Origin of the sequence: Streptomyces sp. NPDC101165 (assembly GCF_044768135.1) — a bacterium.
In the GTDB taxonomy this organism is placed as follows: Bacteria; Actinomycetota; Actinomycetes; order Streptomycetales; family Streptomycetaceae; genus Streptomyces.
On the sequence record NZ_JBIWPG010000022.1, the window covers coordinates 107,066 to 132,348 of the forward strand.

Genomic DNA, 25,283 nt, shown 5'->3' on the forward strand with positions numbered 1-25,283 from the left:
GTGGAGATAAGCACCTGCGGCGACGTCAAGGCGGGAAAAGACGTGGCGGAATCGGAGATCGACTACGCGGCGGTGTTCCAGGCCCTTCCCGGGGCGGTGGCACTGCTGACCCCGGAGCTGATCTACGCGGACGCCAACGAGGGGTTCCCGCGGACCTTGGGCCGCACCCGCGAGCAGGTCATCGGCAGCTACCTGCCCGACGACTTCCGCGACGACCCGGACGCCCCTGGCACGGCCGTCACGCCCAACCTTCAGGCGTCATTGCTCCGGGTGGCGGAAACCGGTGAGCGCGACAGCATGGCGCTGCAGCGCGCCGATGTGGAGGACTCTGAACGGCCCGGGGTACGGGACGAGCGGTACTGGACCTGGATCAATGTTCCTGTCTTCGGTCCGGACGGGAAGGTGGCGCTGCTGCTGCACCGGGTGGAGGAGGTCACCGAACTCATCCGCGCCCGCGAAGTCGCGCTGAGCTTGCAAGAGGCCATGCTGGCCGCTCCTCGCCCGGTCGGCCGCCACCCGGCGGCCGTGCGCTACCGGCCTGCCGCCGCAGCGCTGAACGTGGCCGGCGACTGGTACGACCTCATCGACCGGCCCGGCGACCGCATCGCCGTCGCGGTCGGCGACGTCGTCGGCCATGGCCTGCCCGCGGCCGGCGTCATGGGACAACTGCGCAGCGCCCTCAGCGCCGTCTGCCTCGTCACCGAAGGACCCGCCCGGGCCCTGGAGGTCCTGGGTGTGTACGCACGCACCATCGACGGCGCCGAGAACACCACCGTGGCCACGGCATACATCGACTGGGACACCCACACCATCACCTACAGCAGCGCCGGTCACCTCCCACCGGCCCTCGCCCAGACGGACGGGGCCGTCGAGTTCCTGGACCAGGCCACCGACCCCCCACTGGCCGCCTGCCCTCAACACGCCCCGCGGATCCAGGCTGCCGCAGCCTTCCGCGAGGGCGACACCCTCGTGCTCTACACCGACGGCCTGGTCGAACGCCGCCGCGAGGACATCGACACCGGCCTCGCTCGGCTCGCCGATTCCCTGGCCCGCCACCAGGCAGACGACTGCGAGAACCTCGCTGACGCCGTGCTCGGCGACCTGCTCCCACCCGGTGACGCCACCGACGACACCGCCCTGGTCATCGTGCGCCTGTGACCCGCCTGAGCGCGGGATTCGCCTGGTCAGCCAGTCAGAGGCCGTGGCGGGAATCGAACAACCTTTCTGAAGATCGCCGAGGAAGTGAAGACCCGGGAAAGCGGCTCGGTCTTCCCTGGACGAGCGCGGCCAACTCATCCTCGATGCTCCTCTCTCGGCCGTAATGCAAAAAACTCACCCGTTGCACTCTCGCTGCTGGCAAAATGCGATGGTGGCCATCTCTGTTCTGCGATCAAGGTATCTGCATCGTCGAGCACGACGTATCGCGATGAAATATGAGGCCTCAGCCCTGCGCGGTCTCTCCGAATTAGGGGTCGAGTGGAAACGTTGGAGAAAGAGAGTGGCGGAGCGCTGGGCATTTGCTTTCATGAGTGTTTTCGCTGCTCGGCTGGTCATTTTTTTCGCGTTTTTTTCTTTCGGCGTGATCCATGGTTATGGATTCGCTTTTCGCAACCTCTTCATGTTCGGGGAGTCGGTTTATCGCGCCGTGGAGGGAGGGGTGGTCGAGAGGGGGTGGGGTGGCGTGACGGTCTGGTATGAATGTGCGGTGCTCTTGGTTGGTGCGTGGCTGCTTGTGATGGCGGCCATCTATATCGTCAGGCCACTCAAGCCGCTAACTGCGCTGGTAGGCGATGGTACTTCCGAATCTGCCGTCCATCGTGGAACTCTACGGCAGATTGAAAGGCAGTCCAGGGCAGTTTTGGTCTTGTACTCCCATGCGGCCAAATGCGGTCGCGCTCTATCGGCGCGTGGATGGGTTCGTGACTCACTGTCGAGGAGCGCTTGTGTGATGCCGCTGGCTGAATCGGAGATACGTCAAGCATGGAAAAAGGTTCGACCAGCCACATCTACCCCTCTAAGGCATCAAAGGGTTGAGCTGAAAAATCATGCGGGGCGGGTGATCGCGGCGCTTCGTGCAGCAGCGGCGCGGGTGGATGCAGACCCTGAGGCCGGCCTGCGGGAATTGGGGCTCATGCTTGTCCGCATTGGAGATCGCCTTGCCGAGGGGCGCGTCGGGGCATTGCTGGACGAAGGCGAGCTGGAAGGGTACGAGCCTGTGCGTGATCGTGAGGTGCTGAGAACCGTAGCCGCGGCTCTACTGATTGCAGCAGCAGCAGTTGGAGTGGCTCTCCTTCACCTGCCGGCCGAGGTTGCCGGACCTCTCACGACCGTGACAGGCATCATCGTTCTGGTCACCCTCTACAAGAAGGCACGCGGAGCCGAAACTGTGGCGCTCCTGCTGGGAGGGAAGTAGGGAGCGCAGTTGGTGTGACCCGAAGAGCGGCCCCCTGCAGGGGTGCCGCCCTTTCGTCTTGCCTGGTCAGGCAGGTAGAGGCCGTGGCGGGAATCGAACCCACGTAACTCGCTTTGCAGGCGAGCCCCTAAACCACTCGGGCACACGGCCGTGTTTCGTGGAATGAACGTACGGGGCGGCGAGAGAGGGGTTCAAGGGAAACCCCGCCCCTGCAACGTGACTGCCACACCGCGTTCATGAAACGGCGGGTGTACGACCAAGGTCGCAGGTCGGGTGGGAATACCGACAGGGGTCACATGCTGTTGTGGGCCTTACGCTGGCGAGCATGAGTGCCCTCGAGTCCCCTGACACCGCTGTTGTGGATGATGCCGCCGGCAGAGACGGCGGTGTGCTGAGCCGGGCCCATCGGGCGCTCAGTGTCGGGATCGTGTCCGTCGTGCTGCTCATCGCCTTCGAGGCGACCGCCGTGGGCACGGCGATGCCCGTCGCGGCGCGGGAGCTGGACGGCGTGGCGCTGTACGCGTTCGCCTTCTCGGGGTACTTCACGACCAGCCTGTTCGGGATGGTGCTGGCCGGGCAGTGGTCCGATCGCACGGGCCCGCTCGGGGCGCTGACCTCAGGGATCGCGGCCTTCGCGGCGGGGCTCGTCGTCGCCGGGACCGCGCAGAGCATGTGGGTGTTCATCCTGGGCCGGGCCGTGCAGGGCTTCGGCGGCGGGCTGGTCATCGTCGCGCTGTACGTCGTCGTCGGCCGCGCCTACCCCGAGCGGCTGCGGCCCGCGATCATGGCGGCCTTCGCCGCCGGGTGGGTCGTACCGTCCATCGTCGGCCCTCTCGCCTCGGGTGCCGTGACGGAGCACCTCGGCTGGCGGTGGGTCTTCCTCGGCATTCCGGTGCTGGTCGTCTTCCCGCTCGCGCTGGCGCTGCCGCAGATACGGCGGAGGGCGTCGGGCCCGGTGGCCGGCAGCGAGGGCTCCGGCTCCTTCGACCGGCGCCGGATCCGGCTCGCCCTCGCCATCTCCCTCGGCGCGGGACTCCTCCAGTACGCCGCCCAGGACCTGCGCTGGCTCTCCGTGCTCCCCGGCCTCGCCGGAGCCGCCCTGCTCGTGCCCGCCGTCCTCGGTCTGCTGCCGCGCGGCACCTACCGCGCCGTCCGCGGGCTGCCCTCCGTCGTGCTGCTGCGCGGGGTGGCCGCCGGGTCCTTCATCGCCGCGGAGTCCTTCGTGCCGCTGATGCTCGTCACCCAGCGGGGGTTGTCGCCGACGCTGGCCGGGTTCTCCCTGGCCGCGGGCGGGGTGACGTGGGCGCTGGGCTCGTGGGTGCAGTCCAGGCCGCGCATGGAGCAGTACCGGGACCGGCTGATGACGGTCGGGATGGTGCTGGTCGCCGCCGCGATCGTCACCGCGCCGAGTGTGCTCGTGCAGGCCGTGCCCGTCTGGACCGTCGCCGTCGCCTGGGCCTTCGGCTGCTTCGGCATGGGGCTGGTGATCGCCTCCGCCAGCGTGCTCCTGCTCAAGCTGTCCGCGCCCGAGGAGGCCGGCGCCAACTCCGCCGCCCTGCAGATCTCCGACGCCCTCTCCAACGTGGTCCTCCTGGCCGCGACCGGCGCCGCCTTCGCCGCCCTGGGCGGTGGCAGCACCTCGGCCTCGACAGCCGACCCCACCCGCCCCGCCGCCTTCGCCGCCGTGTTCCTGCCGATGGCGGGCGTGGCACTGGTGGGGGCGTGGGTGACGACGCGGCTGCGGGAGCGCTGAACCGGCGGCAAATCGATCGCCGAGCGGTGCCGCCGGGCCCTAGCCTTCGCGCATGTACGAGCTGACCCTCTCCCTCGACCCCGCCCTCCGGCAGGCGCTGGACGATCTCGCGGACGCGTCCGGGCGCCGTACCGAGGAGGTGGTGCTGGAGGCCGTACGCCGGTATCTGGAGGAGGAAGGGGCGGCCGTCCGCACCCACGCCGAGCGCCTCGCGCTGAGCCACGCCGACCTGTTGCGGAGGCTGGGCGAATGAGCCGCCACCTGACCGTCGCCGACGTCACCGCCATCGCCGAGATCGCGTTCGGCGGCCGACCGCCCGAGGCGCGGGAGCCCGGGCTGCTGGCCTCCGCCGTACACCGGCCGCGCGCCCGGATGTTCGGCACGGCCGCCTACGAGGACCTGTACGAGCAGGCCGCCGCCCTGCTGCACGGCCTCGCCGCCAACCACCCCTTGGTCGACGGCAACAAGCGCACCGCCTGGCTGGCCACGGCCACCTTCCTCGCCCGCAACGGGGTCGATCTCGCCGACGTCGACCAGGACATCGCATACGACCTGGTCATCGACGTGGCCTCCGGCGACCTCAGTGACATCACGCGGATCGCGGGGCGGCTGCGGCAGTTGTGACGTGGGTCCCACCCACGGGTGACCCGGCCTCGTCCGGGCGTTGACGGGGGTGGGGCGCCGGTAGGGTGGCCCGGTTGTCATACGTAGCCGAGCCGCCCCAACCCCCCCCAACCACGGAGACCGTGACTACCACCGCCGCTTCCTCGACGCACTCCCACCACCTCTCGCCCGCCTTCCCGGGCCGCGCGCCCTGGGGTACCGCCAGCAAGCTGCGTGCCTGGCAGCAGGGGGCGATGGAGAAGTACATCCAGGAGCAGCCGCGTGACTTCCTCGCGGTCGCCACGCCCGGCGCCGGTAAGACGACCTTCGCGCTGACGCTCGCCTCCTGGCTGCTGCACCACCACGTGGTGCAGCAGGTGACCGTGGTCGCGCCGACCGAGCACCTGAAGAAGCAGTGGGCCGAGGCCGCGGCGCGGATAGGGATCAAGCTCGACCCCGAGTACAGCGCGGGCCCGCTCGGCAAGGACTACGACGGGGTCGCCGTCACCTACGCCGGTGTCGGCGTGCGTCCCATGCTGCACCGCAACCGGGCCGAGCAGCGCAAGACGCTCGTGATCCTCGACGAGATCCACCACGCCGGTGACTCCAAGTCCTGGGGCGAGGCGTGCCTGGAGGCGTTCGAGCCCGCGACCCGCCGGCTCGCGCTGACCGGTACGCCGTTCCGGTCCGACACCAACCCCATCCCCTTCGTCACGTACGAGGAGGACAACGCCGGCATCCGGCGCTCCGCCGCCGACTACACCTACGGGTACGGCAACGCGCTCGCCGACCACGTCGTCCGGCCGGTGATCTTCCTCAGCTACAGCGGCAACATGCGCTGGCGCACGAAGGCCGGTGACGAGATCGCCGCCCGGCTCGGCGAGCCCATGACCAAGGACGCCGTCAGCCAGGCCTGGCGCACCGCCCTCGACCCGCGCGGCGAGTGGATGCCCAGCGTGCTGCGCGCCGCCGACCAGCGGCTGACCGAGGTCAGGAAGGCCATCCCGGACGCGGGCGCGCTCGTCATCGCCTCCGACCAGGAGTCCGCGCGCGCCTACGCCAAGCTGATCCGCGAGATCACGGGGACCAAGGCGACGCTCGTGCTGTCCGACGACGCCGGCGCGTCCGGCCGGATCGACGAGTTCAGCGGCAACAACGACCGCTGGATGGTCGCGGTACGCATGGTGTCCGAGGGCGTCGACGTGCCCCGGCTCGCCGTCGGGGTGTACGCCACCACCATCTCCACGCCCCTGTTCTTCGCCCAGGCCGTGGGCCGTTTCGTACGGTCCCGGCGGCGCGGCGAGACCGCCTCCGTGTTCCTGCCGACCATCCCCGACCTGCTCACCTTCGCCAATGAGATGGAGGTGGAACGGGACCACGCCCTCGACAAGCCGAAGAAGGAGGGTGAGGAGGACCCGTACGCCGAGTCCGAGAAGGAGATGGACGAGGCGAACAAGCAGGAGGACGAGGACACCGGCGAGCAGGACATGCTGCCCTTCGAGGCGCTGGAGTCCGACGCCGTCTTCGACCGGGTGTTGTACGACGGCGCAGAGTTCGGCATGCAGGCCCACCCCGGGAGCGAGGAGGAGCAGGACTACCTCGGCATTCCCGGACTGCTGGAGCCTGAGCAGGTGCAGCTGCTGCTGCAGAAGCGGCAGGCACGGCAGATCGCGCACAGCCGCAAGAAGCCGGACTCCGAGGCCGACCTGCTCGAACTGCCCGCCGAGCGGCGGCCGGTGGTCAGCCACAAGGAGATGATGGAGCTGCGCAAGCAGCTCAACACGATGGTCAGCGCGTACGTCCACCAGAGCGGCAAGCCGCACGGGGTGATCCACACCGAGCTGCGGCGGGTGTGCGGGGGGCCGCCGAGTGCGGAGGCGACCGCGGGACAGCTGCGGCAGCGGATCGCCAAGGTCCAGGAGTGGGCCACCCGTATGAGGTGACCCCACCTCCGTGTGCGTATCGAGTCCGTGCGTGTATGCGGACGAATGCTGGCAGTCCATCCCCACTGTTGCCCGGATTCTGGACGGAGGCTTCCGCTCAGCGAACCGGCTTCGCTACTGTCCCGCTACGCACACGCCCCGTGGCAGCGCCGCCGCGGAGCGCAGCCGTGAAGCGACATGGTCCGGAGCCGCCGGACCGTCCTGCCGATCGGCGGCCTCTGAAGCGCGTCGCCGACGGGACTCGGTCACGCATCTGCCGCCCAGAGGTCGCCGACCTCACCGCCGAAGGAGTGGGCGTCGTGACCGCGGAGACATCCCAGACGCTCGACCGGGGACTACGTGTCCTCAAGTTGCTGGCCGACACGGACCATGGCCTGACCGTCACCGAGCTTTCCCACAAGCTGGGCGTGAACCGGACCGTGGTGTACCGGTTGCTCGCCACGCTGGAGCAGCACGCGCTCGTACGCCGTGATCTGGGCGGGCGAGCCCGGGTCGGGCTCGGGGTGCTGCGGCTCGGCCGGCAGGTGCATCCGCTGGTACGGGAGGCCGCGCTGCCCGCACTGCGCTCGCTCGCCGAGGACATCGGGGCGACGGCGCACCTGACGCTGGTGGACGGGACGGAGGCGCTGGCCGTCGCCGTGGTCGAGCCGTCGTGGACGGACTATCACGTGGCATACCGCGCCGGTTTCCGGCATCCGCTGGACCGGGGAGCCGCGGGCAGGGCGATTCTCTCCGCGCGCCAGTCGCCGTCCGCCGATCCCGGGTACACGCTGACGCACGGCGAGCTGGAGGCGGGTGCCAGCGGGGCCGCCGCGCCGCTCATCGGTGTGACGGGTGTCGAGGGCAGCGTGGGTGTGGTGATGCTCGCGGACTCCGTCCCGGAGAGGGTGGGGCCGCGGGTGGTCGATGCGGCGCGGGAAGTCGCCGAAGCACTGCGCTAGCCGCGGGGGGCGTCCGTTTTCGAGTGCCGGTGCGTGGGGGCTGGCCGCGCCCGCGCGGCGGAGCCGCATATCGGCACAGACCCGCGCCCCTTGCTAGGCGCACCGCTAGCTGCCATGGCATCGTACGCACAGATGCTTTGGCCGTCGCTCCAATCCGTCCCCTCAACCTTTGGCCGTTCCCCTCACCCTCTGCCGGGTCCCCCTCCGCATCATCAAGGGCCATACAAGCCCGGATGCGGAGGGAGCGGCATGGTGGAGAGAGTCGGGACTCGGCCACGAGTCGAGGGACGGACAGGGACGGGCAGGCTCACACGGCGGCAAGCCGTGGGGACGCTCGTCGGCGAGGCCGCTGCCAGTCCGCTCAAGCGGACCATGGGAGTCGCCCAGCTCACGCTGCTCAGCGTGGGGGCCACACTCGGTACCGGGATCTTCGTCGTCCTCGGGGAGGCCGTGCCGGAGGCCGGTCCCGCGATCGTCGTGTCCTTCGTGCTCGCCGGAGTCACCGCCCTGTTCTCGGCGCTCTCCTACGCCGAACTGGCCGGCATGATCCCCGGGTCGGGATCGTCGTACAGCTACGCCTACGCCACCCTCGGCGAGCTGGTCGCCTGGGTGTGCGGCTGGTGTCTGATCCTGGAGTACGGGGTGTCCGTGGCCGCCGTGGCCGTGGGCTGGGGGCAGTACGTCAACGAGCTGCTCGACCTGGCCTTCGGCGTCACCCTGCCCGACTCGCTCAGCGCCCCGCCCGGCCTCGGGGGCACCCTCAACATTCCGGCCGCCCTCATCGTGCTGCTCGCCATGGTCGTGCTGCTGCGCGGGTCCAAGGAGAGCGCGGTCGCCAACACCGTCATGGTCGGCGTCAAGATCGCCGCGCTGATGATGTTCTGCGCCGTCGCGTTCACCGCCTTCCGCGCCGGGAACTTCCACCCCCTCTTCCCGCTCGGCGCCGCCGGCATGAGTGCCGGGGCGGCCTCCCTCTTCTTCTCCTACATCGGCTTCGACGCCGCCTCCACGGCCGGTGAGGAGGCCAGGAACCCCCAGCGGGACCTGCCGCGCGCGATCATCCTCTCCCTCGTCCTCGTCACCGCCCTCTACGTCCTCGTCGCCGTCGCCGCGCTCGGTGCCATGCCGTGGAAGCAGTTCGCGGGGACCGAGGCGACCCTGAGCCAGGTCCTCGTGCGGTCCGTCGGGGGCGGGAACCTGTGGCCGATCCTGCTGTCGATCGGGGCCGTCGTCGCCACCACCAGCGTGGTGCTCACCGTGCAGTACGGGCAGATCCGCATCCTGTTCGCGATGGCCCGGGACGGACTGGTGCCCCCGCTGTTCGCCAAGGTCCACCCGCGCACCGGGGTGCCGCGTGCCAACACCGTCATCGTCTCCGGCTTCATCGCCGTACTCGCCGCCCTCGTCCCGCTCGGCAGCCTCGCCGACGCCACCAGCATCGGCACGCTCTTCGCGTTCATGCTGGTCAACCTGGCCGTCGTCATCCTGCGCCGGCGCAGCCCGGGCGCCCCGCGCTCCTTCCGGGTCCCGCTCTCGCCCCTCACGCCCCTGCTCGGTGTCGGGTTCTGCGTCTACATGCTGTTCAGCCTGGGCGCCGCCACCTGGATCGCCTTCGGGGCGTGGATGGCGGCCGGGCTCGTGATCTACGGCCTCTACGGCATCCGGCACTCCAAGCTCAACGCACCGTACGAGGACCCCGCATGACCGCCCTCGATCTCACCACCGACGTCGTCACGCTCACCCGGGCCCTCGTCGACCTTCCCTCCGAGAGCGGAGCGGAGCAGCGGATCGCGGACGCCGTGGAGACGGCCCTGCGCGCCCTGCCCCACCTCACCGTCGACCGGATCGGCAACTCCGTCGTCGCCCGCACCACCCTCGGCCGGTCCGAACGCGCCCTGCTGGCCGGTCACCTGGACACCGTCCCCGCCGCCGGGAACCTGCCCTCCCGGCTCGACGGCGGGCGCGTCCACGGGCTCGGCGCCTGCGACATGAAGGGCGGGGTGGCGGTGGCGCTGCGGATCGCGGCGACCGTCACCGAGCCCGTCCGCGACCTCACCTACGTCTTCTACGAGTGCGAGGAGGTCGAGGGGGAGCGCAACGGGCTCGCCCGGATCGGCGCCGCGCACCCGGAGCTGCTGGAGGAGGCCGGTCTGGCCATCCTCATGGAACCCTCCGACGCCGGTGTCGAGGCCGGCTGCCAGGGCATCCTCACCGCCGACGTCGTCGTCGAGGGCGCCCGCGCCCACACCGCCCGCGCCTGGCAGGGCGTCAACGCCGCCCACAAGGCCGCCCGGGTGCTCCAGCGGCTCGACGAGCACACACCCGAGCGGGTCGTCGTGGACGGGCTGGAGTACCGGGAGGGCCTGAGCGCGGTCGCGGTGCGCGCCGGGGTCGCCGGAAACGTCGTACCGGACGAGTGTGTGGTGACCGTCAACTGCCGGTTTGCGCCGAGTCGTTCGCCCGAGGAGGCGGAGGCGTACGTGCGCGGGCTGTTCCCGGAGTACGAGGTCCGGGTCACCGAGGTCGTCGCGGGGGCCCTGCCCCGCCTGGACCGGGTCGGCGACCTGATCGCCGCGCTCGGCGCCGAGTCCCGGCCCAAGCTCGGCTGGACGGACGTGGCCCGGTTCGCCGCGCTCGGCGTGCCCGCGCTCAACTACGGCCCCGGCGACCCGTCGCTGGCCCACACGGCGGGCGAGTACGTGCCCGTCGAGCACCTGCAGCAGTGCGAGGAGCGGCTCAGGCGGTGGCTCCGGTGAGCCCGGCCAGCACCCTCAACTGAAGCCACAGCACCAGCCGTTCGTCGGGGTCGTCCAGGTCGACCCCGGCGTGCTGCTGGAGTTGCTTGAGCCGGTAGCGGCAGGTGTTGGGGTGCACGGCGAGGAGCTTGGCCGCGCCCGCCATGTCGCAGCCCGCGTCGAACCAGCACACCAGCGTGCGGGCGTACTCCGTGCCGTTCGCGGCGTCGTACGCCAGCACCCGCTGCCATGCGCCCGCGGTCAACTCCCGTCGCTCGCCCATCACTTCGGCCAGCCGCAGCAGGGTCACGCGCGGGCGCACCTCGTCCACCGTGGCGACCGGCAACTCCCCGTCCAGCACCCGCAGCACCAGGTCCGCGTCCGCCCGGGAGTCCGCGAGGCCGGCCGCGTCCGGCACCACCTCGCCCAGCGCCGCCCGCACCGGCACCCGCAGCGCCTGCCCGGCCCGCCCGACGATGTCCTCGGCCAGCGTCCGATGCCGCTCACCGGGAGCCGGGAGCACGGCGTACACCACCCCGTCCACCAGCACGCACGCGTGCCGCCCGTAGCGCGCCTCGCACTGCAGGCGTACGACGTCCAGCAGGCGCAGCGCGGTCCGTTCGGCGTCCGGGATGCTCGCGGCGGAGTCCAGCACGAACGCGGCCACCCGGGCCGGACCCGTGACACCGAGCCGCTGGGCGGCCGTCGGCGCGTCCGTCGTGCCCTCCAGCAGGCGGCGCAGCAGGTCGCTGCCCCGGTGCCGGGCCAGTTCGCGGGCCGCGCGGGCCCGGAGCAGGAGCAGCGCGGCCGTGGAGGCGCCCTGGACGAGGGTGTCCTCGGCGTCGGGGGCGAGCGAGCCGCCGTCGATCACCCAGACGGAGCCGAGCGTCTCCCCGCCGGCCCGCACCGGCATCGCGAGCCGGGGCAGGCCCGAGCCGGTCAGTGCGGGCAGCCGCACCGGCCGGTCGGCCGCGAACAGCCGCCGGTACTGCTCGGTGTTCTCCGCGCTGGGCGGCACCTGCAGGCCGAGGATGCCCTGCCGCCGGTCCTCGTCCACCGGCTGCCCGGGGACGGTCGAGTAGGCCAGGATCCGCTGCCGCGGGTCCTCGATCGCCGTGGCCCCGCCGGTCCCCGCCGCGATCGCGTCGGCCAGCGCGAACAGGTCACCGAGGCCGGTGTCGGAGGCGGTGGCGGGCCGCGCGCCGATGGCCGAGGCCAGCAGCAGATGCACCTGGTGCCAGGCCGCGTCCTCGGCGACCGACAGCAGTGCCACACCGTGCGCCGCCGCCTCCCCGACCGGCCCGTCCGGGCCCCGCACCACCACCCCGGTCATCCCGGCCTCCGCCGCCGCCCGCACCAGGGGCCCCGCCTGCGCCGCCCGCACCCCGACCGCCAGCAGCAGCCCGCCGGGCAGCCGGGGGAGCGGGGCCTGTCCGTCGTGGAGCACCGCCTCGGTGACCGGTACGCCCTGCCCGGCGGGGGCGGTGTGCAGGTGCAGGGCGGGGCCGCCGACGACGTCCAGGAGGTCGCCGAGGGTGCATGCGTCCATGGGAGTCCTCGCGGGGTCGGCTTGGCTGATGCTGAAACGAACGTACGCATCCCTTGGCCGCTCGCACAACACACGGCTCTGCGCGGCCTCCGAGACTCGTCCCATGACAGCAGGAGTCATGACCACAGGAGTCACCGTCCGCACGGTCCACGACGTCGCCGGGCTTGCGGCCGTGTCCGACCACTTCAGCGACGTCTGGCACACCCCGCGTACCGCCCCGCCCTACCCGGCCGAGGTGCTGCACAGCCTGGTGCACGCCGGTGGCGCCGTGCACGCCGTGTACGACGGGCAGCGGCTGGCCGGGGCCGCCGTGGCCGTGCTCGGAGCGGAACGCAGCACGTACTCGCTGGTGGCGGCCGCCGACCGGGGCCTCGGGTACGCCGTGAAGCAGGCGCAGCGCGACTGGGCCGTCGGGCTCGGCGCCCGCACCATGCGCTGGACCTTCGACCCGCTGGTCGGCCGCAACGCCCGCTTCAACCTGGCCAAGCTGGGCGCCGTCGGCACGGAGTACCTGGTCGACTTCTACGGCCCCATGACGGACGGCGTGAACGACGGCGACGAGAGCGACCGGCTGACGGTCACCTGGGATCTGACGGCGCCGAGACCGCCGTACGAGGCGGAGGCCCACGGCCCGGTCATCCGGACCGCCCCCGACGGCGGCCCGCTCGCCCGCCGCGACCTCGCCGACCGGTACGTCTGGTGCCGGGTCCCCGACGACATCGTCGAGCTCCGCGCGGCCGATCCCACGCTCGCCCTGCGCTGGCGGCACGCCGTGCGCGAGGTGTTCCTTGAGGCGTTCGTGGCGGGATTCCGGGCGACGGGCATGTCCCGCGACGGCTGGTACACGCTCACCCGGACGGAGGAGGCCGCGTGAAGCTGGAGCGCGTGGAGATCGTGCACGTGGCGATCCCGCTGGTCACGCCCTTCCGTACGTCCTTCGGCACGATGACGACGAAGGACACCTTCCTCCTGCACGTCGTCACGGACGAGGCCGAGGGCTGGTCGGAGTTCGCCGCCGACCCCGAGCCCCTGTACTGCTCGGAGTTCGTGGCCGGCGCCGAGATCGTGCTGCGCGACTTCCTGCTGCCCCGGGTGGCCGCCCTGCCGCACCTCACGACGGCCGCGTCGGCCCCCGCCATGGCGAAGATCAAGGGGCACGAGCTGGCGAAGGCGGCCCTGGAGACCGCGGTGCTCGACGCCGAGCTGCGGGCGTACGGCATGCCGCTCGCGACCTACCTCGGCGCCGTACGGGACCGGGTGCCCGCCGGGGTCTCCGTCGGCATCAAGAACTCCGTGCCCGAGCTGCTGGACGACGTCGAGCGTTACCTCGCCGAGGGGTACGTCCGCATCAAGCTGAAGATCGAGCCCGGCTGGGACGTCGAGCCGGTCCGGGCGGTCCGCGAGCGCTTCGGCGCCGGGCTGCCCCTCCAGGTCGACGCCAACACCGCCTACACCCTGGGGGACGTTGAGCACCTGCGGCGCCTCGACGAGTTCGGGCTGCTGCTGATCGAGGAGCCGCTGGAGGAGAACAACCTCCACGCCCACGCGCAGCTCCAGAAGCGTCTGGCGACCCCGGTCTGCCTGGACGAGTCCCTGCACCACGCCCGGGACACCGCCGCCGCGATCGCCATGGACGCCTGCCGGGTGGTGAACGTCAAGCCCGCCCGGGTCGGCGGCTACCTGGAGGCCCGCCGCGTCCACGACGTGGCCCACGCGCACGGGATCCCGGTGTGGTGCGGCGGGATGCTGGAGACGGGCATCGGACGCGCCCCCAACCTGGCCCTGGCCGCCCTCCCCGGCTTCACCCTGCCCGGCGACACCTCGGCCTCCTCGCGCTACTTCGCCGAGGACATCACCGAGCCGTTCGTCCTGGCGGACGGCCACCTCCCGGTGCCGACGACGCCCGGCATCGGCGTCGAGCCGCTCCCGGACGCGCTGCGCCGGTTCACCCGGGAGCGCCGGGACCTGTACGCCGCATAGGAGACGGGGGGAGGCGGGTGGCCGTCCCGTAGATTGATTACGTGCTCTCACGTCTCACGCGTTCCCAGGCCGTCGCCGTCTGCGCCGTGCCCGTCGTGGCCCTGCTCGCCACGGCGGTCTTCGCGCCGCTGCCGTTCTCGGTGGCGCAGCCCGGGATGACGGCGAACGTGCTCGGGAAGAACCAGGGCGCCCCGGTGATCACCGTCTCCGGTGCGCCCACCCGGACGACCGGCGGGCAGCTGCGGATGACGACCATCGAGGCGACCGGCCCGGACGCCCGGGTGTCCCTCAAGGACGTGATCGGCAACTGGTTCCGCACGGACCGGGCCGTGATGCCCCGCGACTCGGTCTACCCGAGCGGCAACAGCGTCAAGGAGATCGAGAAGCACAACGCGGAGCAGATGCAGCAGTCCCAGGACGCGGCGACCCGGGCGGCGCTGAAGTACCTGAATGTGAGCGCCGACAAGGTCAAGGTCGACCTGAAGCTCGCCGACGTGGGCGGGCCCAGCGCGGGGCTGCTGTTCACTCTGGGGATCATCGACAAGCTGAACGGCGACGGCAGCGGCGGCGACCTCACGGGTGGCCGCACCATCGCCGGTACGGGGACGATCGACGCCGCCGGGCAGGTCGGCGCGGTCGGCGGGGTGGCCCTGAAGACGCAGGCCGCCCGGCGGGACGGGGCCACCGTCTTCCTGGTGCCGAAGGCCGAGTGCCGCGATGCCAAGTCCGAGCTGCCCGAGGGGCTGCGGCTGGTCCCGGTGACCACGCTCAAGAGCGCGGTGGACTCCCTGGTGGCGCTGGAGAAGGGGAAGGGCTCGGTTCCGAGCTGTTAGGCGACACTCCGGGTTGCCGGTCGTCGTTCCGAGCTGTCAGACGACGGCGGGACGCGGCTTCGGGGCGGCCGCGAGCCGCAGGCCGACCTCCACGAGGGTCCAGCCGACGCGGGTGCGCAGTTCGACCGGGGGCTTCGCCGCGGCGGCGAGGCGGTGGGCGGCGGCCTCGGCGTTCAGGTCGGCGACGTGCTGCTGGGCGAGCTGGGTGGAGAGCTGCATGGCGGGGCCTCTCAGTCCGTCTCAGTCGGTCTCGATGGGGAACAGGTGCGTGTGGATGCGTACTTGCTCGGAGCCGGGCGTGTCCGTGCCGGTGCCGCGGCTGCGGTAGTCGTCGATCAGGGCGTGCATCTTCGCGATGAGTTCGGCGGCCAGCTCGGGTGTGAGCCGTAGCGTCGCGTCGCTCATGTCGGAGCCGCGGGACCAGTCCGTGGACCACCGGTCCCGGGTGTTGAGCCAGGTGGCCAGCTCGCGGGCGTGGGTGCCGGCGACCTCGCGCAGGAACACCTCGGCCAGTCCTCTGACCTCGGGGCCGGCGCCCTCGAACTCGTCGGTGTCGAAGACGATCCCCTGGTCCACGGCCCGCCACCAGCGCTCCCGGCCCTTGCCGTGCTCGGGTGCGTCCTCGACGAAGCCGTGGGCGGCGAGCTGGCGCAGGTGGTAGCTGGTTGCGCCGCTGGACTCGCCGAGCCGTTCCGCCAGTTGGGAGGCGGTGGCGGGTCCGCGCTGGCGCAGCGTGTCCAGCAGCTGCATCCGCAGCGGGTGTGCGAGCCCCCGCAGCGAGCGCGGATCCAGTCGGCGCTGTTTCCGTTCCTCGTGCTCCGTCATGCGTACAAAGATAGCTATGCAAAGAGTCCTTTGCAAGGACTTCTTTGCATCGAATCGGGCCCGCGCGGCCGTAGCAGCGCCTCCGCCAGCGAGGCCAGCCAGTCGACCAGCAGGGCGAGGGCGAAAGTGAGGACCGAGCCGAGCACCAGCACCGGCATCCGGTGGTCGGCGATGCCCGTGGTGATCAGCACGCCCAGGCCGCCGCCTCCGCCGAACGCCGCCAGGGCGGCCGTACCGACGTTGAGGACCAGGGCCGTACGGACGCCCGCGAGGATCAGCGGGGCGGCGAGGGGGAGTTCGACGCGGGTGAGGACGGCGAGCGGGGACATGCCGATGCCGCGGGCCGCCTCCAGCAGGCTCGGGTCGTTGGCCTTCAGGCCCGCGACGGTGTGGGCGAGGACGGGCAGGACCGCGTAGACGGCGATGCCGATCAGGACCGCCCTCGTGCCCGAGCCGAGCGTGATCACCAGCAGGGCGAGCAGACCGATCGCCGGGGTCGCCCGGCCCGGGCCGGCGACCGTCGTCGCCACCGGGGCGACCCTCCGGAACGCCCGGCGGGTCAGCAGGACGCCCAGCGGGATCGCGACGGCCAGGACGAGGAAGGTCGAGAGCGCCGTCAGCCGCACGTGCTGCCACAGCGCCCCGGAGACCCGCCCACCGGACAGCGCGTTCGCGGAGACGGGGTCGAGGTCGGCCTGCCGGAACCACAGCCAGGTGCCCAGCAGCAGGGCGACCAGGAACGCGGGCAGCAGGGTCAGCCGCTGCCAGGTCAGGCGGGGCGCGGGCGACTCCGGCCGGGGCGACGGGGCCTCCTGCTCCACGCCGCCCGCGTCGCGCAGGGCGGCCCCCGCCTTGCGCTCGCCCGCGTCGCGCAGGGCGGCTCCCGCCTTGTGCTCGCCCGCGTCGCGCAGGGCGGCTCCCGCCTTGTGCTCGCCCGCGTCGCGCAGGGCGGCTCCCGCCTTGCGCTCGCCCTCGTTGCTGAGGCTGGACCTGGCCTTGTGCCTGCCCTGGTCGCGGAGGGGGGACCCGGCCGCGTGCTTTCCCTGGTCGCGGAGGGAGAACCCAGCTCCGTGCTCGCCCTCGGCGCGGAGCGTGATCCCGGCCTCGTGCTCGTCCTCGTCGCGGCGGGTGGTCCTGGCCTCAGCCTTGCCCTCGTCGCGGCGGGTGGTCCCGGCCTCAGCCTTGCCCTCGCTGCGGCGGGTCACCGTGGCCTCACGCCTGCCCCCGTCACGGCGGGCCGGCCGGACCTCGTGTTCGCCGCCGGGGCGCCGGGCGGTGCTCACACCGTGCTCGTGGGCGTCCGTGAGCAGCTGTCGGCGGCGGCTGCTCAGGTACTCCCAGAAGCTCAACGGTGCTCCAGGTCGGCTAGGTCCCTTCCCGACTGTCCTCGGCTGCCTGCTCCACGAGCGGGATGATCCGCAGCGGAACGGGGTTCTCCATGACGATCGCAGTGGAGGCCCGGACGATGCCATCAAAACCGACGACCCGGTCGATCACCCGCTGAAGATCGGCGTTCGAGCGGGCCACCAGGCGGCACAGCATGTCCCCGCTGCCGGTGGTGGTGAGCAGTTCCAGCACCTCGGGCACGGTCGCCAAGTGTGCCCGGACATCGGGCCCTTGCCCCTGCCGGATCTGCAGCGTGGCGAACGCGGTGACCGGGTAGCCGAGGGCCGCCGGGTCCACCTGGGGCCCGAATCCGCGGATCACTCCATTCGACTGAAGCCGGTCCAGCCGCGCCTGCACCGTCCCCCGGGCGACCCCCAGCCGCCGGGACATCTCCAGCACGCCGATGCGCGGCTCCCGGGCCAGCAGCACGATGATCCGGCCGTCCAGATGATCGATCGCCACGGCGCCTCCCGGGGTGGTCATCCTGTACAGAAGGACCGCAGAAACGGTCACCCCACTGGGCATAATGCCCAGTGAACAAAGAAACTATTGCGCACCTTGCAGGGCAGGGCCACCCTTCCGGCATGACGCAGACCACACACCACACTCCCGACACCGCGCGGCAGGCCGACCCCTTCCCGGTCAAGGGAATGGACGCGGTCGTCTTCGCCGTGGGCAACGCCAAGCAGGCGGCGCACTACTACTCCACCGCCTTCGGCATGAAGCTGGTCGCCTACTCCGGACCGGAGAACGGCAGCCGCGAGACCGCGAGCTACGTGCTCGAGAACGGCTCCGCCCGCTTCGTGTTCACCTCGGTGATCAAGGCGAGCACCGCCTGGGGCGAGTTCCTCGCCCGGCATGTGGCCGAGCACGGCGACGGCGTCATCGACCTGGCCATCGAGGTCCCGGACGCCCGCCGTGCCTACGCCTACGCCATCGAGCACGGCGCCCGCTCGGTCGCCGAGCCGTACGAGCTGAAGGACGAGCACGGCACCGTCGTCCTCGCGGCGATCGCCACCTACGGCGAGACCCGCCACACCCTCGTCGACCGCTCCGGCTACGACGGCCCGTACCTGCCCGGGTTCGCGGCCGCCACGCCGATCGTCGCGCCGCCCGCCCAGCGCACCTTCCAGGCCGTCGACCACTGCGTCGGCAACGTCGAGCTCGGCCGCATGAACGAGTGGGTCGGCTTCTACAACAAGGTCATGGGCTTCACGAACATGAAGGAGTTCGTGGGCGACGACATCGCCACCGAGTACAGCGCGCTGATGTCGAAGGTCGTCGCGGACGGCACCCTCAAGGTGAAGTTCCCGATCAACGAGCCCGCGATCGCCAAGAAGAAGTCCCAGATCGACGAGTACCTGGAGTTCTACGGCGGCGCCGGCGTCCAGCACATCGCGCTGAACACCAACGACATCGTCGCGACCGTCCGCACCATGCGCGCGGCCGGAGTCCAGTTCCTCGACACCCCGGACTCGTACTACGACACCCTCGGCGAGTGGGTGGGCGACACCCGCGTGCCGATCGAGACCCTGCGCGAACTGAAGATCCTCGCCGACCGCGACGAGGACGGCTACCTGCTGCAGATCTTCACCAAGCCGGTCCAGGACAAGCCGACCGTCTTCTTCGAACTCATCGAACGGCACGGCTCGATGGGCTTCGGCAAGGGCAACTTCAAGGCCCTGTTCGAGGCGATCGAGCGCGAGCAGGAGAAGCGCGGCAACCTGTAACCCGGCAGCCCGCCCCTAGGACAGGTCGGCGGGCAGGGGCTCCTCGGGCAATTCGTCGAGCCCCTGCAACGCCGTCTGTGCCGCCGGGACCTGCAGCGGCGAGAAGTACGGGTTGATCCGCAGCGCCTCCTCGAGGTGCCGCCGGGCCGGCCCGTACAGCTCCAGCTCGCGCTCGATCATGCCCCGGTGGTACGTGTACAGCGCACTGCGCACCCCGCCGCCCTTCGTCTTGTCCGTCGCCGTCGTGGCGTAGTCCAGCGCCTCGTCGTCGTCGCCGGCCCGGTGCAGCGCCCAGCCGAGGGCGTCGGCCACCTCGATCCCGGGCTGGCGCTGCCACTCCTCCTCCAGCCGCACCACCGCGTCCTCCGGGTCCCCGTGGTCGGCCTCGAACTGCCCGATCAGCAGCTCCTCGTCGACCCCGCCCGCGACCGCCTGCCCTACCCGCTCGTGCAGCACCCCGTACTGCTCCCGGGCCGCTCCGAACTGTCCCCGCGACTCGTACAGCTCGCCGAGTTCCAGCGCGACCTGCGGGTCCGCCCGCTTGGCCAGGGCCGTCCGGTAGGCGGCGAGTGCCGCTTGGGTGCGGCCCAGCGCGGCCAGCGCCCGCCCCTGCCCGGCGAGCGCCGCCCGCTGGTCCGGGTCCAGGCGTACGGCCGCCTGGAAGTGCCGCAGCGCGTCCTCACGGTCGCCCCGCTCCCAGGCCAGCTGCCCGACCCCGGTCAGATAGGCGGCCTGCTCGGCGGGGCTGCGGGCGGCCGACGCCGCGTCCGTCAGCTGGGCCGCGGCGTCCTCGCGCCAGCCCCGGTCCCGGTAGACCGCCGAGGCCCGCGCCATCACCGCGGGCCGCTCGGCCGCGCCGGTGCGCAGCCCCATCAGCTTGTCCAGGGCGCTGCGGGCCGCCTTGTAGTCGCCGAGCCCGTTGTCGGCCTCGATCAGCGGTGCGTACGACGTCCACCGCTTCGGCGCCAGCTTCAGCGCCTGCTCGCCGTACCGCTTGGCCGTCGTGAAGTCCCGTCGCGCGTTCGCCAGCGCGGACAGCCCGCCGAGCGCCTGGGCGTTGCCCGAGCCCCGCAGCTCCATCGAGGTCTGTAGCGCCCGCTCGGCCTTCGGATAGCTCGCCGCGTCGGCGCTGTGCCGCCCCTGCTCCAGGTACGCGTTGCCCAGCACCGCCCAGGCCCGGGCGTCCCGCGGCTGCGCCCGCACCCGGCTCTCCTGCTGCCCGATCAGCGCCGCCAGCTCCGGTAGCGCGGCCGGCATCCCGGAGGTGACCGCGGCCAGCGTCTGTGTCTGCACCCGGGCCTGGGCCCGCGGGCCCGGCGCGGCCGGTGCGGTCCGGTGGTGCGGCTCGGCCGGCAGCAGGATCAGGGCCGTGCCCGCGGCGACCCCGCAGACACACGCGGTGACCAGCATGCGCCGCAGCCACCGCCGGGGGCGGCGCGGCGGAGGCGGGTCGGCCACCAGGGACGTACCGGGGGCGGAGTGGCCATACTGTCGGATCTCCATGCCGCTCACTGTGCGGCAGTACGACCGGCACGTCCGGGTGGCCCAAGTGCGGCACGGACGGGGTTCACACCGATGGCCCCGGGTGCGACGCTGTGATCATGAGCCGTATCGAAGCGCGTCGCGACGAAGACGCAGCACACACCGGTAACCTCACCGACCGGCTCCTGGCCGGCCTGCCCGCCGAGGCCGTCCTCACCGACCCCGACGTCACCTCCTCCTACGCCAACGACATGGCGAGCTTCTGCCCGGCCGGCGCCCCCGCCGTGGTCGTCCTGCCGCGCACCGTCGAACAGGTCCAGCACGTCATGCGCACCGCCACCGAGCTGCGCGTCCCGGTGGTCCCGCAGGGCGCCCGCTCCGGTCTGTCCGGGGGCGCCAACGCCACGGAAGGCTGCATCGTGCTGTCCCTCACCAGGATGGACCGCATCCTGGAGATCAGCCCCGTCGACCGGATCGCCGTCGTCGAACCGGGCGTCATCAACGCCACCCTCTCCCGCGCCGTCGAGGAACACGGCCTGTACTACCCGCCCGACCCCTCCAGCTGGGAGATGTGCACCATCGGCGGCAACATCGGTACGGGCTCGGGCGGCCTGTGCTGTGTGAAGTACGGCGTGACCGCCGAGTACGTCCTCGGCCTGGAGGTCGTCCTCGCCGACGGCCGCCTGATGTCCACCGGCCGGCGCACCGCGAAGGGCGTGGCGGGCTACGACCTCACCCGGCTCTTCGTCGGCTCCGAGGGCTCGCTCGGCATTGTCGTCCGCGCGGTCCTCGGACTGCGGCCCAAGCCGCCCCAGCAGCTCGTCCTGGCCGCGGAGTTCGGCTCGGCGGCCGCCGCCTGCGCAGCCGTGTGCCGGATCATGGAGGGCGGGCACGTACCCTCCCTCCTCGAACTGATGGACCGTACGACCGTCAAAGCGGTCAACGACCTTGCCCACATGGGTCTCCCGGAGACCACCGAGGCGCTGCTGCTGGCCGCCTTCGACACCCCGGACCCCACCGCCGACCTCGCCGCCGTGGGCGCGCTGTGCGAGGCCGCCGGCGCCACCCAGGTCGTCCCGGCCGAGGACGCCGCCGAGTCCGAACTCCTCCTCCAGGCCCGGCGGCTCTCGCTGACCGCGCTGGAGGCGGTGAAGGGCACGACGATGATCGACGACGTGTGCGTGCCCCGCTCGAAACTCGGCGCGATGCTCGCCGGCGTCGAGCAGATCGCCGCCAAGTACGGGCTCACCATCGGGGTCTGCGCACACGCCGGGGACGGCAACACGCACCCCACCGTCTGCTTCGACGCCCAGGACCCCGACGAGTCCGGGCGGGCCCGCGAGTCCTTCGACGAGATCATGGCCCTCGGCCTGGAGCTCGGCGGCACCATCACGGGCGAACACGGGGTGGGCGTCCTGAAGAAGGAGTGGCTGGCGCGGGAGATCGGCCCGGTCGGCGTGGAGATGCAGCGGGCGGTGAAACAGGTCTTCGACCCGCTGGGCATCCTCAACCCCGGCAAGCTCTTCTGACCCTGCCTTCTCAGACCGTGCGTTCACCGGGCGAGCAGTTGGTCGAGCGCGTCGTCGATGCCCAGCTGTCCGCCCTCGGTTCCCGGGGGCACCACGCGCAGCGTCCGCTCCAGCCACGCCGACACCTGGGCGGACGGCGCCTCCAGCAGGGCGTCCCCGTCCGGCGAACTCAGCGCCATGAGGACCACGCTGCGCCCGTCGACCTTGGTCGGCCACACCCGCACGTCCCCCTGCCCGCACGGCCGGAACACCCCCTCCACCAGGAGTTCCCGGGCGAAGGTCCAGTCGACGGGGTGCTCGGAGTTGATGTGGAAGGTGATGTGGATCGCGTACGGGTCGTCGCAGCGGTAGCTGAGCCGGGCCGGGACCGGGATGCTCCGCTCGGGCGACAGGACGAGCCTCAACTCCAGCTCCCGCTCCACCTCGGTGTGATGCATGACCTGCTCCTCCTCTGTGCCGGGGCCCTTCGGACCGGGCCCGTACCAGGGGAGAGGGGGCAGGGGCGCGGGCATTACGCGGGTTCGGGAAACTTTTTCGGCTCAGGTGTGGGACCGGTGCACGGCGTTGCCCGGAAAGGGGTGGGTACGGCGGGACTGGCGGTGTGGCGTGCCCCGGTCTGATAGATGTGGGGGACCCGATTCCACCCCCGAGCAGATACGGGACGACGGACATGAGCGCCCCAACCCCGGCCCCCGGTGACGACAGGCCCCGCGAGGGCTACTACCCGGACCCGTCCATCCCCGGCTACGTCCGGTACTGGAACGGCGCCTCCTGGGTGCCGGGCACCAGCCGGCCTGCGCCGAAGGACGGCGAACCGCTCACCCCGCCGCCAGGCGCCCGCCCGGCGGCGCCGTCCGTCGAGGAGACGGGCCCGCACTTCTTCGACGAGGACCCGCAGCCGGAACCCTCCGGGCACGACCAGCCGTCCGCCTGGGGCACCGACCCCCGCGTCCCCGCCGACAACCCCTCCCAGCCGTCCGGCCACGCCGCCCGCACCGACGGCACGGCGTCGATCCCGCCCGCGGACGACGGCGCTCCCGATCCCGGCACCTTCATCTTCCGCCGCCCGGTCCCCGGCCCCGCGGCGGTCACGGACGACGGCACGATGACGTTCGGACCGGGTCGGGGCCGGCAGGCCGGCCCGGGCTCCTCGGGCCCGGCGGCCTCGGGCTCCTCCGGCACGCCCGGCTTCGGCCCGGGGCCGACGGGGCCCGGTGCGGGTGCGGGCTTCGGTGCGCCGGCCTCCGGTGGGTCCGGTACCGCGGGCCCTGCCGCGCAGGCGTCCGGCTCGGCGGCTGCCGGTGGCTTCGCGGCCCAGGGGCCGGTCGGGGCGCCGCACGCGGGGCCCGGTGGCCCAAGTGGTGGTGCTGCGGGCGGACTTGGCGGTCCCGGTGCGCAGGGCCCGATCGGGGCGCCCGGCGCACGGCCGGGGGCGCCCGCCGGTCCAGGGTTCGGTGCCGGGAAGGCCGCCGCCGCTCGTGCCACGGGCGCACAGCCCCCTCAGTCGCCCCAGGCCTCCGCCGCCGTGGCCCCCTCGGTGCCGCAACAGGCCGGTTCCGGCACCCCGATGGCCTCGGGGGCGGGCGGTGGACAGGCTTCCTGGGCCCAGCAGGTGCACCGGCTGGCCGGGGGCGCGGACGAGCAGGTCGCGCCGTGGAAGCCGCCGGTGGAGGACATCTTCCAGGCGGCCGCCCGCCGGCAGGCCGAGGCCCGTCCGGCCGGCCTCGGCAAGCGGTTCGCCGCCCGTCTGATCGACAGCCTGGTCGTCGGCGCCGTCACCGCCGCCGCTGCGGTCCCGTTCGGCGCACAGGCGGTCGACCACGTCCAGCAGAAGATCGACGAGGCCAAGCTGTCCGGCCGTACCGTCACGGTCTGGCTGCTCGACGGCACCACCGGCACCGCCCTCGGCATCGTCCTCGCCGTCCTCCTGGTCTTCGGCGTCCTGTACGAGGTGCTGCCCACCGCCAAGTGGGGCCGCACCCTCGGCAAGAAGCTGTGCGGCCTGGAGGTCCGGGACATCGAGGCGCACGAGCCCCCGACGTTCGGCGCGGCCCTGCGCCGCTGGCTGGTCTACAGCATCCCGGGCCTGCTCGGCATCGGGATCGTCGGAGTGCTGTGGTGCCTGTTCGACCGGCCCTGGCACCAGTGCTGGCACGACAAGGCGGCCCACACCTTCGTCGCGAGCTGACCCGACGGGCGGCCCCGTACCCCGTACGGCCGCCCGCCGGATGCGGAGCCGGGGTGTTCGCGGTCAACTCGGGCCATGAGCAGCGAACCGCCCCCCGGCTCCGGAGAGCAGCCCCCCGAGGACGACCCGTTCAGGAAGCGGCCCCCCTCGGACCAGGGGTCGGGCTCGCCGTACGACACCCCGTCCGGAGCCCAGCAGCCCCCACCGCCCGGCGGCCCGCCCCCGCCTCCGGGCGGCGAGCAACCGCCCCCTGGAGGGCAGCAGCCTCCGCCCTGGGGAGGCCGGCAACCCCCGCCCTACGGCGGCCAGCAGCCACCCCCCTACGGCGGTGGCGGACCCTACGGCGGCGGCCCGTACGGCGGTCCCGGCGGTCCCGGTGGTCCGGGCGGTCCGGGCTACCCGGCCGACCCGCTCGCCGGCATGCCCCCGCTCGCCGACAGCGCCAAGCGGACCATCGCGCGCATCATCGACATGATCCTCGTGGGCATCGTCGTCTGGCTGGTCACCTGGCCCCTCGGGGTCCACCAGTACTCCATGAACGGAGAGCGGGTCGAGGTCAGCCGGTCCCTGTGGCAGTCCTTCGTGGCAGCCGTCCTCTACGTCGCCTACGACACGATCATGATCGCCAGGACGGGGCAGACCCTCGGCAAGAAGTGGTTCAAGATGCGGGTGGCCAACCTGAACGACGGTGCCACGCCCTCGATGCAGACCTCGCTGATCCGCGCCCTGGTGCTGTGGCTGCCGTTCGCCTTCTGCTGCGCCTGCATCTGGACGGTGATCTGCGGTGGCTGGAGTTACTTCGACAAGCCCTACAAGCAGGGCCTGCACGACAAGGCCGCCAAGACCGTGGAGGTCAGCACCGAGTGAGCACCGCGGTGTGAAACGTGCGGTGTGAGACGTGCGGTGTGAAAGGTACGGCGCACGGCACACACGAGAGCGGCGGGTCCGAGCTCCCACGGACCCGCCGCTCTCGTGTGCGCCGTGCGGGCGCGTCGTTCACAACCTGGTCGGGACCCGTTCGCTCTCGGGCGCGGTCTCGGCCGGCGGCGCGATCGTGCGGGGCCTGGGCAGTGGCACCGTCATCGCGACGAGCAGCCCCAGCCCGAGCGCGGCCAGGGCGATGACGGTGACCCCGAGGCCCGAACTCGTCTGGGACAGCAGCAGCATGGCGAGCGTCGAGAAGATCACGGTGCACGAACCGTAGGCGAGCTGTGCGGCGGTCGGACGAGGCATGGCAATCGTGTCCTCGGAAGAAAGGTGGGGGCGCCATTCGACTCTCATCGCGTGCATGCCCGAGCCGGACGCGTGGTAAGCGTGACCTAACCCACGGTACCGGTGCACGGGGGGCGCACGGAGTCATGGGGTCCGGGAAGTGGACGGGCGCGCGCGCCCG

24 protein-coding genes and 1 tRNA gene are annotated in these 25,283 nt (G+C 72.0%); 16 read left to right on the forward strand and 9 right to left on the reverse strand.

Annotation, left to right across the window (positions count from 1 at the left end):
* The first annotated feature begins 42 nt into the window (after positions 1-42).
* Together ACIRVH_RS36845 and ACIRVH_RS36850 are read left to right on the forward strand one after the other, a co-directional pair.
* A complete protein-coding gene (locus ACIRVH_RS36845) occupies positions 43-1,158 on the forward strand; it encodes a PP2C family protein-serine/threonine phosphatase (RefSeq protein WP_403962904.1) in 1,116 nt (371 codons plus the stop codon).
* Positions 1,159-1,498: 340 nt separating this feature from the next.
* A complete protein-coding gene (locus tag ACIRVH_RS36850; protein ID WP_403962907.1) occupies positions 1,499-2,413 on the forward strand; it encodes a hypothetical protein in 915 nt (304 codons plus the stop codon).
* 78 nt (positions 2,414-2,491) lie between these two features.
* Here ACIRVH_RS36850 and ACIRVH_RS36855 read toward each other — a convergent pair.
* Positions 2,492-2,563, reverse strand: a tRNA-Cys gene (locus tag ACIRVH_RS36855).
* A gap of 175 nt (positions 2,564-2,738) precedes the next feature.
* On the opposite strand from ACIRVH_RS36855, the gene ACIRVH_RS36860 reads away from it, so the two are divergent.
* The 7 genes from ACIRVH_RS36860 to dapE all read left to right on the forward strand — a co-directional run bounded on the left by ACIRVH_RS36860 (position 2,739) and on the right by dapE (position 10,409).
* Positions 2,739-4,166 carry an MFS transporter gene (locus ACIRVH_RS36860; protein ID WP_403962909.1) on the forward strand — a complete coding sequence of 476 codons (1,428 nt, stop codon included), beginning with the start codon at positions 2,739-2,741 and terminating at the stop codon, positions 4,164-4,166.
* Between the two features lie 52 nt (positions 4,167-4,218).
* Positions 4,219-4,419 (forward strand): hypothetical protein, encoded by a 201-nt coding sequence (locus ACIRVH_RS36865; RefSeq protein ID WP_403962912.1) that lies wholly within the window; start codon positions 4,219-4,221, stop codon positions 4,417-4,419.
* Positions 4,416-4,790, forward strand: a complete 375-nt coding sequence (locus ACIRVH_RS36870; protein WP_403962915.1) for a type II toxin-antitoxin system death-on-curing family toxin — start codon at positions 4,416-4,418, stop codon at positions 4,788-4,790. Before ACIRVH_RS36865 ends, ACIRVH_RS36870 begins: the two co-directional genes overlap by 4 nt.
* 122 nt (positions 4,791-4,912) lie before the next feature.
* The gene (locus ACIRVH_RS36875; RefSeq protein WP_403962918.1) at positions 4,913-6,712 is read left to right on the forward strand and encodes a DEAD/DEAH box helicase; all 1,800 of its coding nucleotides are present in this window, start codon (positions 4,913-4,915) and stop codon (positions 6,710-6,712) included.
* Between the two features lie 299 nt (positions 6,713-7,011).
* The gene (locus ACIRVH_RS36880; protein WP_403962920.1) at positions 7,012-7,653 is read left to right on the forward strand and encodes an IclR family transcriptional regulator; all 642 of its coding nucleotides are present in this window, start codon (positions 7,012-7,014) and stop codon (positions 7,651-7,653) included.
* Positions 7,654-7,902: 249 nt separating this feature from the next.
* Positions 7,903-9,357, forward strand: coding sequence for an amino acid permease (locus ACIRVH_RS36885; RefSeq protein ID WP_403962922.1), 1,455 nt, complete (start codon positions 7,903-7,905; stop codon positions 9,355-9,357).
* Entirely contained in the window at positions 9,354-10,409 is a 1,056-nt protein-coding gene (gene dapE / locus ACIRVH_RS36890) for a succinyl-diaminopimelate desuccinylase (RefSeq protein WP_403962924.1), read from the forward strand. The genes ACIRVH_RS36885 and dapE overlap by 4 nt, the downstream gene beginning before the upstream one ends.
* Here dapE and ACIRVH_RS36895 read toward each other — a convergent pair.
* Positions 10,390-11,937 (reverse strand): PucR family transcriptional regulator, encoded by a 1,548-nt coding sequence (locus tag ACIRVH_RS36895; protein ID WP_403962927.1) that lies wholly within the window; start codon positions 11,935-11,937, stop codon positions 10,390-10,392. The genes dapE and ACIRVH_RS36895 overlap by 20 nt on opposite strands.
* Before the next feature lie 118 nt (positions 11,938-12,055).
* Between ACIRVH_RS36895 and ACIRVH_RS36900 the strand changes: the two genes are divergently transcribed.
* The 3 genes from ACIRVH_RS36900 to ACIRVH_RS36910 are packed head-to-tail and all read left to right on the forward strand — an operon-like array spanning position 12,056 to position 14,750.
* Positions 12,056-12,811, forward strand: coding sequence for a chorismate synthase (locus ACIRVH_RS36900; protein WP_403962930.1), 756 nt, complete (start codon positions 12,056-12,058; stop codon positions 12,809-12,811).
* Positions 12,808-13,917 carry an o-succinylbenzoate synthase gene (gene menC / locus ACIRVH_RS36905; RefSeq protein WP_403962933.1) on the forward strand — a complete coding sequence of 370 codons (1,110 nt, stop codon included), beginning with the start codon at positions 12,808-12,810 and terminating at the stop codon, positions 13,915-13,917. Before ACIRVH_RS36900 ends, menC begins: the two co-directional genes overlap by 4 nt.
* Positions 13,918-13,958: 41 nt before the next feature.
* Entirely contained in the window at positions 13,959-14,750 is a 792-nt protein-coding gene (locus ACIRVH_RS36910) for a S16 family serine protease (RefSeq protein ID WP_403962937.1), read from the forward strand.
* 36 nt (positions 14,751-14,786) lie between these two features.
* Here the strand turns inward: ACIRVH_RS36910 and ACIRVH_RS36915 are convergent, their stop codons facing one another.
* From ACIRVH_RS36915 to ACIRVH_RS36930, 4 genes are all read right to left on the reverse strand, one after another.
* On the reverse strand, positions 14,787-14,969 hold the full coding sequence (locus ACIRVH_RS36915; protein WP_403962940.1) for a hypothetical protein: 183 nt from the start codon (positions 14,967-14,969) through the stop codon (positions 14,787-14,789).
* 21 nt (positions 14,970-14,990) lie between these two features.
* Complete coding sequence (locus ACIRVH_RS36920; protein WP_403962943.1) at positions 14,991-15,575, reverse strand: ArsR/SmtB family transcription factor; 585 nt, start codon at positions 15,573-15,575, stop codon at positions 14,991-14,993.
* 14 nt (positions 15,576-15,589) lie between these two features.
* Positions 15,590-16,486, reverse strand: a complete 897-nt coding sequence (locus tag ACIRVH_RS36925) for an ABC transporter permease (protein ID WP_403963074.1) — start codon at positions 16,484-16,486, stop codon at positions 15,590-15,592.
* A gap of 454 nt (positions 16,487-16,940) precedes the next feature.
* A complete protein-coding gene (locus ACIRVH_RS36930; RefSeq protein ID WP_179851671.1) occupies positions 16,941-17,423 on the reverse strand; it encodes an Lrp/AsnC family transcriptional regulator in 483 nt (160 codons plus the stop codon).
* 122 nt (positions 17,424-17,545) lie between these two features.
* On the opposite strand from ACIRVH_RS36930, the gene hppD reads away from it, so the two are divergent.
* Positions 17,546-18,691 (forward strand): 4-hydroxyphenylpyruvate dioxygenase, encoded by a 1,146-nt coding sequence (hppD, locus tag ACIRVH_RS36935; RefSeq protein ID WP_403962947.1) that lies wholly within the window; start codon positions 17,546-17,548, stop codon positions 18,689-18,691.
* Positions 18,692-18,706: 15 nt separating this feature from the next.
* Here hppD and ACIRVH_RS36940 read toward each other — a convergent pair whose 3' ends face one another.
* A complete protein-coding gene (locus tag ACIRVH_RS36940; protein WP_403962950.1) occupies positions 18,707-20,194 on the reverse strand; it encodes a tetratricopeptide repeat protein in 1,488 nt (495 codons plus the stop codon).
* 92 nt (positions 20,195-20,286) lie between these two features.
* Here ACIRVH_RS36940 and ACIRVH_RS36945 point away from each other — a divergent pair, with 92 nt between their 5' ends.
* The gene (locus ACIRVH_RS36945; protein ID WP_403962953.1) at positions 20,287-21,702 is read left to right on the forward strand and encodes an FAD-binding oxidoreductase; all 1,416 of its coding nucleotides are present in this window, start codon (positions 20,287-20,289) and stop codon (positions 21,700-21,702) included.
* A gap of 23 nt (positions 21,703-21,725) precedes the next feature.
* On the opposite strand, the gene ACIRVH_RS36950 is transcribed toward ACIRVH_RS36945, so the two are convergent.
* The gene (locus ACIRVH_RS36950) at positions 21,726-22,139 is read right to left on the reverse strand and encodes an SsgA family sporulation/cell division regulator (protein WP_403962955.1); all 414 of its coding nucleotides are present in this window, start codon (positions 22,137-22,139) and stop codon (positions 21,726-21,728) included.
* A 233-nt stretch (positions 22,140-22,372) separates the two neighbouring features.
* Between ACIRVH_RS36950 and ACIRVH_RS36955 the strand changes: the two genes are divergently transcribed.
* The gene (locus ACIRVH_RS36955) at positions 22,373-23,890 is read left to right on the forward strand and encodes an RDD family protein (RefSeq protein WP_403962958.1); all 1,518 of its coding nucleotides are present in this window, start codon (positions 22,373-22,375) and stop codon (positions 23,888-23,890) included.
* A 75-nt stretch (positions 23,891-23,965) separates the two neighbouring features.
* Positions 23,966-24,757 (forward strand): RDD family protein, encoded by a 792-nt coding sequence (locus ACIRVH_RS36960; protein ID WP_403962960.1) that lies wholly within the window; start codon positions 23,966-23,968, stop codon positions 24,755-24,757.
* 129 nt (positions 24,758-24,886) lie between these two features.
* On the opposite strand, the gene ACIRVH_RS36965 is transcribed toward ACIRVH_RS36960, so the two are convergent.
* Positions 24,887-25,123 carry a hypothetical protein gene (locus tag ACIRVH_RS36965; protein WP_403962963.1) on the reverse strand — a complete coding sequence of 79 codons (237 nt, stop codon included), beginning with the start codon at positions 25,121-25,123 and terminating at the stop codon, positions 24,887-24,889.
* Positions 25,124-25,283: the final 160 nt, after the last annotated feature.

Excerpts from the sequence above, each read along its gene's own strand:
- ACIRVH_RS36860 (WP_403962909.1), top strand. The coding sequence starts at position 2,739 with ATGAGTGCCCTCGAGTCCCCTGACACCGCTGTTGTGGATGATGCCGCC.
- ACIRVH_RS36865 (WP_403962912.1), top strand. The coding sequence starts at position 4,219 with ATGTACGAGCTGACCCTCTCCCTCGACCCCGCCCTCCGGCAGGCGCTG.
- ACIRVH_RS36870 (WP_403962915.1), top strand. The coding sequence starts at position 4,416 with ATGAGCCGCCACCTGACCGTCGCCGACGTCACCGCCATCGCCGAGATC.
- ACIRVH_RS36885 (WP_403962922.1), top strand. The coding sequence starts at position 7,903 with ATGGTGGAGAGAGTCGGGACTCGGCCACGAGTCGAGGGACGGACAGGG.
- dapE (WP_403962924.1), top strand. The coding sequence starts at position 9,354 with ATGACCGCCCTCGATCTCACCACCGACGTCGTCACGCTCACCCGGGCC.
- ACIRVH_RS36895 (WP_403962927.1), bottom strand. The coding sequence starts at position 11,937 with ATGGACGCATGCACCCTCGGCGACCTCCTGGACGTCGTCGGCGGCCCC.
- ACIRVH_RS36900 (WP_403962930.1), top strand. The coding sequence starts at position 12,056 with ATGACCACAGGAGTCACCGTCCGCACGGTCCACGACGTCGCCGGGCTT.
- ACIRVH_RS36915 (WP_403962940.1), bottom strand. The coding sequence starts at position 14,969 with ATGCAGCTCTCCACCCAGCTCGCCCAGCAGCACGTCGCCGACCTGAAC.
- ACIRVH_RS36920 (WP_403962943.1), bottom strand. The coding sequence starts at position 15,575 with ATGACGGAGCACGAGGAACGGAAACAGCGCCGACTGGATCCGCGCTCG.
- hppD (WP_403962947.1), top strand. The coding sequence starts at position 17,546 with ATGACGCAGACCACACACCACACTCCCGACACCGCGCGGCAGGCCGAC.
- ACIRVH_RS36940 (WP_403962950.1), bottom strand. The coding sequence starts at position 20,194 with ATGGAGATCCGACAGTATGGCCACTCCGCCCCCGGTACGTCCCTGGTG.
- ACIRVH_RS36950 (WP_403962955.1), bottom strand. The coding sequence starts at position 22,139 with ATGCATCACACCGAGGTGGAGCGGGAGCTGGAGTTGAGGCTCGTCCTG.
- ACIRVH_RS36955 (WP_403962958.1), top strand. The coding sequence starts at position 22,373 with ATGAGCGCCCCAACCCCGGCCCCCGGTGACGACAGGCCCCGCGAGGGC.
- ACIRVH_RS36960 (WP_403962960.1), top strand. The coding sequence starts at position 23,966 with ATGAGCAGCGAACCGCCCCCCGGCTCCGGAGAGCAGCCCCCCGAGGAC.
- ACIRVH_RS36965 (WP_403962963.1), bottom strand. The coding sequence starts at position 25,123 with ATGCCTCGTCCGACCGCCGCACAGCTCGCCTACGGTTCGTGCACCGTG.